At 58.6% G+C, this 11,825-nt stretch carries 10 protein-coding genes; all 10 read left to right on the forward strand.

The window, feature by feature from the left end; translation table 11 throughout:
* The first annotated feature begins 549 nt into the window (after nt 1-549).
* Nucleotides 550-2,553, forward strand: a complete 2,004-nt coding sequence (locus O9K64_RS16280; protein ID WP_275099152.1) for an FAD-dependent oxidoreductase — start codon at nt 550-552, stop codon at nt 2,551-2,553.
* Nucleotides 2,553-3,980, forward strand: a complete 1,428-nt coding sequence (locus O9K64_RS16285; RefSeq protein ID WP_275099153.1) for a cytochrome c3 family protein — start codon at nt 2,553-2,555, stop codon at nt 3,978-3,980. Before O9K64_RS16280 ends, O9K64_RS16285 begins: the two co-directional genes overlap by 1 nt.
* The gene (locus O9K64_RS16290) at nt 3,952-4,632 is read left to right on the forward strand and encodes a Tll0287-like domain-containing protein (RefSeq protein ID WP_275099155.1); all 681 of its coding nucleotides are present in this window, start codon (nt 3,952-3,954) and stop codon (nt 4,630-4,632) included. The genes O9K64_RS16285 and O9K64_RS16290 overlap by 29 nt, the downstream gene beginning before the upstream one ends.
* 97 nt (nt 4,633-4,729) lie before the next feature.
* On the forward strand, nt 4,730-5,167 hold the full coding sequence (locus O9K64_RS16295; RefSeq protein ID WP_275099156.1) for a globin domain-containing protein: 438 nt from the start codon (nt 4,730-4,732) through the stop codon (nt 5,165-5,167).
* Between the two features lie 354 nt (nt 5,168-5,521).
* Complete coding sequence (locus tag O9K64_RS16300; RefSeq protein WP_275099157.1) at nt 5,522-6,370, forward strand: WD40/YVTN/BNR-like repeat-containing protein; 849 nt, start codon at nt 5,522-5,524, stop codon at nt 6,368-6,370.
* 252 nt (nt 6,371-6,622) lie between these two features.
* Nucleotides 6,623-6,859 carry a hypothetical protein gene (locus O9K64_RS16305; RefSeq protein WP_275099158.1) on the forward strand — a complete coding sequence of 79 codons (237 nt, stop codon included), beginning with the start codon at nt 6,623-6,625 and terminating at the stop codon, nt 6,857-6,859.
* Nucleotides 6,860-7,021: 162 nt separating this feature from the next.
* Nucleotides 7,022-7,888, forward strand: a complete 867-nt coding sequence (locus O9K64_RS16310; RefSeq protein ID WP_275099159.1) for a formylglycine-generating enzyme family protein — start codon at nt 7,022-7,024, stop codon at nt 7,886-7,888.
* Nucleotides 7,889-7,971: 83 nt separating this feature from the next.
* Nucleotides 7,972-8,841 (forward strand): sirohydrochlorin chelatase, encoded by an 870-nt coding sequence (locus O9K64_RS16315; protein WP_275099160.1) that lies wholly within the window; start codon nt 7,972-7,974, stop codon nt 8,839-8,841.
* A gap of 365 nt (nt 8,842-9,206) precedes the next feature.
* Nucleotides 9,207-10,082: a toll/interleukin-1 receptor domain-containing protein gene (locus tag O9K64_RS16320; RefSeq protein WP_275099161.1), complete on the forward strand. Its 876-nt coding sequence runs from the start codon at nt 9,207-9,209 to the stop codon at nt 10,080-10,082.
* A 432-nt stretch (nt 10,083-10,514) separates the two neighbouring features.
* Nucleotides 10,515-11,144 carry an OmpA family protein gene (locus tag O9K64_RS16325; protein ID WP_275099162.1) on the forward strand — a complete coding sequence of 210 codons (630 nt, stop codon included), beginning with the start codon at nt 10,515-10,517 and terminating at the stop codon, nt 11,142-11,144.
* Nucleotides 11,145-11,825: the final 681 nt, after the last annotated feature.

Raw genomic sequence — 11,825 nt, forward strand, 5'->3', positions numbered from 1 at the left:
TATATTGAAGTCACTCGATTGAGTATAGGCAGTGGCTGCGGTCGGTGCCAGAGAGGTGCAAATAGCCGGCGCACGCCAGGTCCCAGCCACTCTTGTGACGTTTTTGATTTGGTGACGGGTTTCCATCGTTCTGTTCTGGCGACACAAGCGATGGGACAGAACGCGAAAAGACGGAATATCGGGGTTCTGTTTTTAATCCGTTTGTAAAAGATAATTTGCAACCCGAATAACTGATGAAACTGTCTTTTTAAAACGCACTGTTAATGTGCGCAGCAGACTTTTGGATGCATTCTAAAAACACATTCCTGCAGTGCCACCTATTCCTCAATTTTTCAAAGGCAATATCTAAGATATTGATTTTGAATTTTTAAAAATACGCGCCACACGCATGGCATAGCTTTTGCAAAACCGACAATCGATACAGATACACCGGTGCGACACGGTCGCTGTAACGCGCTCTTCCAATGAAGTGGCAGTCAGCAAAAGTTTTTTTGGAAGTGCCATGGCAAAGGCATTCCATAAAGCAGTATGCCTGGTACAGGAGTGACGATGTCTCAACCCCTGGCGGTAGTGGAAGCCATGCTTCCCGATGCGACACAAGCGGTAGATGCCCTGCCTGTCGTCATTGTTGGCAACGGCCCGGTGGGCATGCACACCGCACGGGAAATACTGCGACGCACACCGGATAGTTATCTCGTAATTTATGGTGACGAGCAGCACCAGCCCTATAACCGCGTCAGGTTGTCATCCCTGCTGCTCGGCAACAGTGACTGGGAAGAATTACTCGAGCGGATCGAAACGGATGAGCGCAGCCGCATTGAAGAACGCTTCGGCATTGCCGTAACCGCAATTGATCCGCAACGGAACCTGCTCGAAGACAGTAGCGGCCGACGCCAATCCTACCAGACCCTGGTGCTGGCAACCGGCTCCCGGCCCCATATCCCCAATATCCCGGGCATCTTCCTGCCGGGCGTATTCACCTTCCGCAACCTGGATGACACCAACCAGCTGGTGGCGCGACGGGCCCGCAGCCATCACACCGTAGTACTGGGTGGTGGTCTGCTGGGCATGGAGGCCGCGCGGGGCATGCAACGGGGCAATACCCGCGTCACCCTGATCGAACATGCCGACCGCCTGCTGGGTGTGCAGCTCGATGATCGCGGTTCACGCCAGTTGGAAAAACGCGTGGCCGCGCTGGGCATCGACATCATTATCGGTAACGGGGTCAAACGGGTAGTCGGCGACGCCCGGGTGGAAGGCGTGGCACTGCTATCCGGCGAACGATTGAAATGCGACACCCTCATCATCGCCGCCGGCATTCGGCCGCGCATTGAGCTGGCCCGGCAGGCCGGCCTTGCCATCGGCAAAGGCATACGGGTTGGCGACACCATGCAGACCTCGGTCGCCAATATTTATGCGGTGGGTGAATGTGCCGAACACCGCGACCGGGTATACGGCCTGGTGGCACCGGGACTGGAGCAGGCCGGCGTGGCGGCCTGCCACATCACCGGCCAGGGCACGTCCGGCTATACCGGCTCCATCACCTCCAGCCGTCTGAAAGTGGTGGACTGCCCGGTGTTCAGCGCCGGCCCCATGGGTGCGGGAGAAGATCCGTTCCATGGTCATGATCATACCTATGCCGATCCACAGCAGGACATCTACCGTAAAATCAAGATTCACCGCCACCGCCTTGTTGGCGCCATCGGCATCGGCGCCTGGGACGAGGACACCCGCCTGCAACAGGCGATTGCCTGTCGGCAGATTATCTGGCCGTGGCAATTACTGCGCTTTAAACGCCACGGCCTGATCTGGCCCGAAGGCGAACAGCAGGGCGTCACCCACTGGCCAGCCACCACTCACGTGTGCGTGTGCACCGGCGCCACCCGTGGCAGCATCAGCGAAGCCATTCGTGCCGGGGCGCAGTGTCCCGAAGCCGTTGGCGTTGCTACCGGCGCCGGCACTGTGTGTGGTTCCTGCCGTCCCCTGGTGATGCAGTTACTGGGTGATGCATCCGTCCAGCCGGCTCCCTGGCACAGGACCCTGCTGGGCTCCGCCCTGCTGAGTCTCATCGCCGTACTCGCCATCTTGTTGCTGCCCGCCATCCCCTACCCGGATACGGTCCAGGTGGAGTGGCGCTGGGATGCACTGTGGCGCGAAGGGCTTGTGAAACAGATCAGCGGGTTCACGGTGCTGGGGCTGTTCCTGCTGGGGCTGGCGCTGTCACCGCGTAAACGCGTTGCTAAGTGGCAATCCCTGGGCAAGTTCGATAGCTGGCGCCTGGTGCATATCCTGCTGGGCCTGCTGGTGATCGCGGTCCTGATCGGACATACCGGCGGTCGCCTGGGTAGCGGCCTCAATAACCTGCTGATGCTGAGCTTTTCCAGCACGCTGCTGCTGGGCTCGCTGGCTAGCGGAATCATCGGCCTGGAACACAAAATCGGCGGTGCCCTGGCAACCCGGCTGCGGCGCAAATCCGTGTGGTGGCATATCCTGGCATTTTGGCCGGTACCGGCACTGCTGGGGTTTCATATTCTCAAGGGGTACTGGTACTGATGGCCGGTCCCAATCGCGCTGCATTCTGGGCGGTCTGGTTTATCACCAGCCTGGCACTGATTGGCTGGTTCAGCTGGGAGCTGCTCGGTGCCGACGACAAAACCCTGTTCATGCCCGGCCCCCTGGCTGACGGCCATCACCAGTTGGCGGATGACTGCGGCGTCTGCCACACCGATCCACTGGGAGGTGGTGAAGTATTACAGGAGGCCTGTATCGACTGCCATGGCTGGGAGCGGATCAAACCGCTGGACTCCCATCCGCGGGGCAAGTTCCAGGACCCGCGCAATGCCGAACGACTGGTGAACATCGACGCCCTGCACTGCGTCACCTGTCACACCGAACACCGCCCGGAGATCACCCTCGCGGACGGCCTCACCCAGCCCCGTGACCTCTGTTTCCACTGTCACAAGGAGATTGCCGAGGAGCGCCCCTCCCATGCCGGGATGGATTTCATGAGTTGCAAAAATTCCGGCTGTCACAATTTTCACGACAACCGTGCGCTGTATACCGATTTTCTCATCAAACACCTGGATGAGCCTGCCACGCGGAAAGCGGCATTACTGCCCCAACGCCAGCTCGCCCAGCTGTTGCCTGAGCTGGCGGATTATCCCCACGACCGCTATCCGCTACAGGCCCTCAGCGCCAGCGTAGCGGATGCCGCTGCCGGTCACCTGGGTGATGCGCAACTGCAGCGGGACTGGCTGGAAACCGCCCATGCCAGATCCGGGGTGAACTGCAGCGCCTGCCACCAACCGTTGGATGATACCGGCGCGCGACAGAGCTGGACCGATCACCCGGATCAAACAGCCTGTGCCCAGTGCCACAGTACGGAAGTCCAGGCCTTTGGCAGGGGCCGGCATGGGATGCGCCTGGCGGCAGGGTTGTCCCCCATGACCACCGATAAGTCACGCCTGCCGATGCAAAGCGGTGTCGAAGGCAAACAGCTCGGCTGCACCAGCTGTCATGCCGCGCACCGCTTCGATACCGTCACAGCCGCCGCCGAATCCTGCCTCGGCTGCCACGCCGACGATCACAGCCTGGCCTGGAAAGACTCGCCCCACGGCAAGCTGTGGCAAAAACAGCAGGCGGGTGACGCGCCCGCCGGGAGCGGTGTCTCCTGCGCCGGATGTCACCTGCCCCGGGAAGAACAGGACGTGAACGACTGGATGAGCCGCATCGTGGTACAGCACAACCAGAGCGCGGTGCACTCCCCCAACAGCAAAATGATCCGCCCTGCGTGTCTGCATTGCCATGGCCTCGAATTCAGCCTCGATGCCCTGGCCGACCCTGAGCTGATCTCCCGTAACTTCACCGGTCAGCCTGCCGGTCATGTTGAAACCATGGCCCTGGCGAAAAAAGAGCAACAGCGACGGGAGGAGAAACGCGAGGATCAGGGGCATGGCGATACCAGCATGTTTGGTTTTTAAAATGCCGCTCCGAGGTGGCAAACCGTTGTACGTATCATTTCACTCACAGGAGAAACCCATGAAAAAATGTAACCCGCAAATGACTGGCGCACTCGTCCTGCTTGCCGCCTGTCTTACCGCCCCGGTAAGCGCCGCAGTGGAGGACACGGTATCGGTCAAGACGATGGCGGATGCCCTGCACCTGGTAATGGACTCGGATCGAACGGTTTACACCCGCTTGATCGTCAATCGCCTGGCCGCCCAGGAAAAAGTCATCAAGGCGAGCGAACACTTCAAGGATGACAAGGCCCTGGTGTTGCCGGCGCAGATGTTCCGGTTCGGCGCCGAGATGGTGGCCAAGCGCTCCGAGAAGCTGCCGGATGTCAACTTCAGTTATTCCTTGCAGTCGATGTGGCCAGTGAATAAACAGAACGCACCCAAGACCCAAGCGGAAAAAGAGGGCCTGAAGTATGTCGCGGATAATAAAGGTGAAAATTACTACACCACCGAAACCCTCGGCGGGCAGAAATATTTCACCGCCGTGTATGCCGATACCGGGGTCGCACCGGTCTGTGTCGCCTGCCATAACGCCCATCCCGACAGCCCGCGCAAAGATTTCAAGATCGGCGATGTCATGGGCGGCGTGGTCATCCGAATTCCGCTGAAGAGCTGATCCATGCAGGCGGCAGTGGTTCATATCACCGACTGGCACACCTTAATCTTGCCCATGAACCTCAACACCATAAAACCTGTATCAAAAGGAGATTACGATGTCTTTATCTGAAGCTACCATAGCGACTGTCAAAGCCACCATACCGGCACTCAAGGAACACGGACTGGCGATCACCACGCGCATGTACGATGTGCTGTTTGAAAAATACCCGGAAACCAAAGCACTGTTTAGCGGCGCACCGGGCGAGCAGCCAAAAATCCTGGCGGCCGCCGTGGCGGCCTATGCCATGAACATCGACAACCTGAACGTACTGGGCGATGCCGTCGGCAGAATGACAGCCGCACATGTCCGCACCCAGGTGAAACCGGAACATTACCCCATGGTGGGTGATGCCCTGCTCACCGCCATGGTCGATGTACTGGGTGATGCCGCCACACCGGCGATACTGGATGCCTGGACCGAGGCCTACTTCTTCCTCGGTGATCTGCTGATCGCCAAGGAAAAGGAACTCTATGCCGCACAGGTACCCGCCTGATTAGTTCACGCGGATGGCGCATGGCCAGGGACGGCCACAGAGGTCAATACTGTCGGGTATTCATCAATCCAATACTGTGGGTCCGGTTACTTTTGGTTTAACTGATGGCCTGGTTAAAGCCTGCCTCATCGAGTTTGCAGAGCCCATAGTCTGGGGTGAGCCTGCGAACCCCAGCAGGGCTGCATGTGCGTGCACCATATCGATGTAGGGGCTCATTCCTCACCCCAACCTACGAACTGTCTGTGAAAATACGTTATTATATTTATGGCGATCGGTACTTCATCATACTGGAACTTTTTCTTGCGCGGGTCCTAAGGTATTCAGGAGCATGTTGTGAAAGCGAATATTAAATTCTTGGCCATAATGTTGGCCCTGGTCCTGGTCCCGGGTGTCGGTTCGGCCGAATCCGTGCCACTGAGTCAGCTGCGGCAGAGCACCCATTTCCACGGAATTTCGGTCGATCCGCAGACACCGGGCCACCTCTACCTGGCGACGCATCACGGCTTTTACCACGTCGCGCCCGAAGGATCGGCGACACGGCTTTCCGAAGATCGCAATGATTACATGGGCTTCACGCCACACCCCCGGGATGTCGAGATTCTCTATGCCACGGGGCATCCGGCGCGTGGCGGGAACATGGGGTTCATCCGCTCCAACGATGGTGGAAAAACCTGGCGGCAGCTCTCCAAAGGCGTCGGCGGACCGGTTGATTTCCACCAGATGGATGTCAGTCGTGCGGATCCGAATCAGGTGTACGGCGTCTACCGGGGAAACCTGCAGCACAGCGTGGACGGCGGCGACAGCTGGAACATCGTGGCGCGCTCGCCGGAAGGGCTGGTGGATATTGCGGCTTCGGCACTAGACATCAACCGGCTCTACGCCGCCACCCAACAGGGCCTGTTGCGTAGCGACGATGGCGGTCGAAGCTGGCGCAACGCCCACCTCTTCCGCCAGCCCGCCACCTTGGTCTACACCGGGCCCGGGGGGTCGATCTACGCCTTCATGGTAGGTCGAGGCCTGCTGCGCGCCGATGAATCCAAACCGGGCTGGCGCCCGCTCGGTCCTAAATGGGGCGACCGCTACCTGCTCCACCTGGCCGAGGATCCTAACAACTCTGAGCACCTGTACGCCATCGCCAGTGATGGCGAAATCCTCGTTAGCCAGGATGCCAGCATCGCGTGGGCGCCATTCGGCACACCCTGATCCAGGCGGCCGGCCGTGACTGGTCCGGCCCTGGCATTGCAGACGTTTCAGCCTGCTTGACTCGCTGCTCGCTTTACCCGGCGGTGATCAGGTGGCTTCCCTATAGATGGCATTCCTGACGTAATCCGCAAAAGCAATCCGCTCTCCGCGATATTAAATTTCCTGCCGCCTGAAAGATTTCCCCTGCCCTCCGGGTCTCTTAGTGCAAGGACCACTTCTCAGGTCCACTAACGAAAACTCAGGAGATTCACCATGAAACTTTCAAACAAACTTTTCGCCGTTGCTGTTGCCTCTATACTCTCTGCGGGTGTTGCCATGGCCGATGATGTTGGCCAGGATCAGCTCTACGGCTCGAAGGCAACGGAAACTGACTTCACGCAAATGCCGGCTACTGGCGCAGGTTCGGTCTCTCATGAGACTTCAACGAGCGTTACAGTAGGAATCAATGCCATTCCTGATTATCTGGAAGGCGTGAACACCAACCAGTAAATCGAAACGCCTTTGCTGAAACGGCCGGCTATGCTCCCATAGCCGGCCGTTGCTATTTCAGCATCCAGGGGAAGCAGGTCAGCCGGGTCATTTGGCTGGCCGCCTCCATCTGTCTCCGTAATGCCTTCGAGGGTCATGCCAAAACGGTCCGGAGGTGGGTAAATGAAACACCTGTCGCATGGCGCCTGCTGGTTGGCGGCCCTGATCCTGCTGTACGCTGTCCCAATGGCGGCTGCGGCAGCCGAGGCCTGGCTACCCGATCTGGTGGAAATACCCGCCGGTTTGTTTATTGCCGGCTCCGACATTGAGGAGCGCGAAACCGCCTACCGCCTGGACACGGCGGCCTACGGCAGCCCGGTGACCCGGGAACAGCATTGGTACGATACCGAACCGCCACGCCAACAGGCGCGGACCGCCGCGTACGCCATCACCCGGACACCCATAACCCATCGCCAGTATGCCGCTTTTATCAGCGCCACGGGATATCCCCTTCCGGGCGTTGACAGGGCGACCTGGTCCACATATGGGGTGATCCATCCCTATGAGCGCACCTGGCGCTTCGCCTGGATCGAGGGTCATCCGCCGGCCGGCCGGGAGCAACATCCCGTGGTCCTGGTCAGCCAGGCTGACGCCAAGGCTTACGCCGCCTGGTTAAGCGAACGTACCGGGCGGGTGTGGCGCCTGCCCACCGAACGCGAATGGGAAAAGGCGGCGCGTGGCAGTGACGGACGCTACTTCCCCTGGGGTCGGGAGTTCGACCCCGCGCGGCTCAACAGCGGTGATGCCGGCCCCTTCGATACCACCCCGGTCGGGCGCTACGAAACCGGTGCCAGTCCCTACGGCGTGTTCGATGTGGCCGGGCAGGTCTTCGAGTGGACGGGAACAGCCGCCGATCCGGAGCGGATCATTGTCAAGGGCGGCTCCTGGGACGACCGGGGCTGTGGCGTGTGCCGGCCGGCGGCGCGCCACGGGCGCCCGGCCGGGATGAAGCACATCATAATCGGATTCCGCCTGGTGCGTGAAAAATGACCAGGCACTTTGCTGTATACTGTCCGGGCTCCCGATCAGGTGTGTTTTTGCAATACGACTCCCCACGAATGAGGAGAGGAAACATGTCCATCCCAAGCTGGCTATCGGCCCTGGTGCTCTTAGGTTGCCTGCTGCCTGGTGTGGCCGACGCCGGGCGCGGCCTGCTGCTGCTCGCCCACGGGACTCACTCCCATGGTGGGCAGGACGGTGCGGCCAGTTCCTGGAACCGCAATGTCGAGACCCTGGCCGCGGAACTCGACACCGAGTTGCCCACCGAGGTGGCGTTCGGTATGGCCAACCCCGCGAGCATCCAGGCGGCCATCGATCGCCTGGAGAGGCGCGGGGTGCGCGAAATCGCCGCCGTACCGCTGTTCGTCTCCTCCCACAGCCCCATCATCTGCAACTTCCGTTACATCCTCCGGTTGAGCGATCGCCTGGCCGAGACCACCAGCCTGCGACGGCTGGAGCAGATACAGACCTCCTCCCGGGTGGCGTTCACCACCGCCATGGACAACCACCCGCTGATCGGCGGGATTCTGCTCGATCGGGCCCGGGCGTTGACGCAAAAGCCGGGCACCACCCACGTGGTGCTGATCGCCCATGGACCCAACGACCCCGGGGAGAACCGGCAGTGGCTGCAGAACCTGGAAGCCCATGCGGCGCTGTTGCGGAAGGCGGGCGCTTTCCGCTCTACCAGCGTGCTGACCCACCGCAACGACGCCCCGCCAGCGGTCAAGTCCCGGGCACGGGCGGCCTTTCGTCAGATGGTGGCGGAGGCGGGCCGTGCGGGAGAGGTGATCGTGCTGCCCGTATTGCTCTCGGCCGGCGGAATCGAACAGGAGGTGAAGGCGGACCTGGAGGGACTCTCCTTCCGTTTTGCTGCTCCGCTGATGCCCCATCCAGATATCCGCCGCTGGGTGGAGGCACAGTTGCAGGCAGCGGGTTTCCGCTAGGGAACATGCATCGCAACATCCGAAGGGCTGAATTCGCGCTTGCGAAGCACCCGTGCCGCCAATTTGATATGGCAGAGACGAAGCCATTGCTTGAGCTCAGTGTTAGTGCCATTCGGGTCAGAGAACAATTAACTCAAATATTAGCAACGATGGTTCTCTGACCCGAATGGCACTTACTTAAGGCGAATTGCAGGATTTTCGTCATTCCGGCGCAGGCCGGAATCCAGGAATACCGCCACCATTAAGCAGTCTGGATCCCGGCCTGCGCCGAGATGACGGTGGTTCTTGGCTTAACTAAGTGCCATTCTACTCTGCCCCGGTCTTTTCTATGCTTTCTGAACAGGCACACTCCATATGGGAGCCGTATGGAACACATGATCTTTCTCAGCTATCGGCGCATGGATACCTCAGGCCACGCGGGCCGGATCAGTGACGATCTGGGCCGTTGTTTCGGAAACTCGGTGATGTTTCGTGATATCAATTCAATCGGACCCGGGGTCGATTTTGTGCAGGCGCTGGAGCAGGCGATCCAGTCTGCCCGGGTGTGCCTTGTCCTGATCGGCGATACCTGGCTCACGGAGACGGCTGCGGATGGAGAACGTCGCCTGGACTGTCCCGACGATCATGTGCGCCGCGAGATCGAAATGGCACTCAACAAAGAAGGACTGAAGGTGATCCCGTTGCTGGTGGAGGGGGCCCACATGCCGGACGAGGATGATCTGCCCGTATCCATCCGGAAACTGGCGCGATTGCAGGCGGTAGAGCTGTCGGAGAGTCGCTGGGACTACGACATGGCACGACTGGTGACGGTGCTTAGTGCAACCGGTATTGGTCAGCGGTTTTACCAGCGCCTGTCACGCGGCTGGCGGTTCATGTTGTTGGTCGTGCTGCTGGCGGTGATGGCGGTCCCTCTGTATTTCTGGCGCGCTGCGTCGGCTGTCGATGCATACAGCGGCCTGTGGTACCTGCCGAACGGCAGTTACTGGTCGGTGGAGGAGAAGGATGCCCGATTGTGGGTGGACGAAACCCATTTCGAGTCCCATCAAGTGTGGAGACAGGGTCCGGCCGACATCGTGGACGGGGAACTGCGGGTACAACTGGCGCTGGTATTCAAGCGCACGGAGCCCCCCTTTCTGTACCGGTTGCGGCTGTCGGTGGACCGACAGAGCCTGGCGGGGTCAGTGAGACGCTCGGGGCGACCCGCAGGAGAGTCCCTGGTGTTGCGGCGTAGACTGCCTTGAGCCAGACTCCGGCGGTTCAAGGCGGTTTCCGTGATTACAGCTTGCTGATGTTCAGCACTGCGTTTACCGGAAAACCGTGCGAAAAACCGCATCAGTGCGCGGTTTTTCGACCCACATCCTTATGTGACAATCCGTCAAAGGGTTCTGCCCCTTTTATCTGATCAAGTTCCATTCATTTTCCCTGTTTTTGCTGCGTGAGCACTTAAAACGTGCCTACCCTACCTGACCTTGTATTTTTACTCCGGCCCAAAATATTCTAAAGGCGTAGCGCCGGGTGAATTAAATACCTTTTGGGTGATATGACCCTGCATCTTCCGCAACTGACAGAGAATTTGGCTATGCTTTGTTCATAACCACCTGATGTTGGGCATCAGGAGGTGGCATCCAGTATGCAGGGACAATAAGCAGTTCAAGACAAAGGAGAGAAAGGTTATGTTCAAGACACTCGCTCTAATAATACCGATTTTCCTGGTCTCAACACTGAGCGTACAGGCCGATAACGATGGCTATGTGTTCAGCAGCGGCAATTCCGTGCTACACGATGGTTCAGGTGATTGTGTGTATACCAACTTCTGGGATCCCCAGGATGCTATTGCCGGCTGTGATGCAGTGGTTTCTGAAGTGGAATCCAAGCCAGTGGAGTTTGCGGCGGTGGAACCGGCCGCGCCCAAACCACCCATCACCAGACAGGTCACGCTCGATGCTAAAACCCACTTTGATTTTGATAAGGCGACACTCAAACCTGCGGGTAGAGAGGCCCTTGATTCAATCATCGCCAGCCTGGGTAACTTGAATGAACTATTGGAAATAAGCATCGCCGGGCACGCTGACCGAATTGGTGATGCGAGTTATAACCAGCAGTTGGCTCTGGAGCGCGCCATGACCGTCAGGGATTATCTGAGTCAGCGTGGCTCTGTTGATCCCAATTTGTTGAAGGTGGTCAGCATGGGTGAGGATGACCCGTTGGTGAGCTGCGAAGGCATCCGCGGCCAGCCGCTGATCGATTGTCTTGAACCCAACCGGCGTGCCGAGGTTACCATCAAGGCGATTGAGGTCGAATAATCTCCACATTTCGACAAAAACCGGGCCAGAGTGCAATTGAATCTAATATTAGCGACAATTGTTCTTTGACCCGGTTTTCGGTTTTCGCTCAGGACACCTAAAATAACAGGTTAGCTTATTCCCGCGACCCATTACAGACTACCAACAAACGGCACGGCAACAGGGAATACACACCCACTATTTCCAGGATCATCAAATCCGACAGACTCGGCCCGCCCGATCAACCCCTCTTGAAATGAGTCACCACGGTACTCAAGCCATCCGACATTGTACTCAGCCTCTTGCCAGACTCAGTGGACTGTCTGGAAGTAGATTCGAGTTCTACGGCAACACCCTGGATACTGACCATAGTTCGATTAATATCCTCCGTCACAGCGCTCTGCTCCTCGGTGGCGGTTGCTATCTGCACATTCATTTCATGCACCTTGGACACGACAGAGACAATTTTATGCAGCCTTTCACCCGCATTTCTCGCCTCGACGACACTCCGGTTCGCCTGCTCGCGTCCACCATCCATTGCGGTAACCACCTGATCAACTCGCTGATGTAAACAGTTGATGGTGGCTTCAATGTAAGCGCCCCAGAACCGACACCTGTTTTTTAGAGTTTAGCTATCGAATACTTTTCCCGTCACTAACAACGGGAGAACATCATGTCCAGTAAGACCTCGCACGACGGCCA

It is taken from the genome of Sedimenticola hydrogenitrophicus (assembly GCF_029017505.1).
Lineage (GTDB): Bacteria > Pseudomonadota > Gammaproteobacteria > Chromatiales > Chromatiaceae > Sedimenticola > Sedimenticola hydrogenitrophicus_A.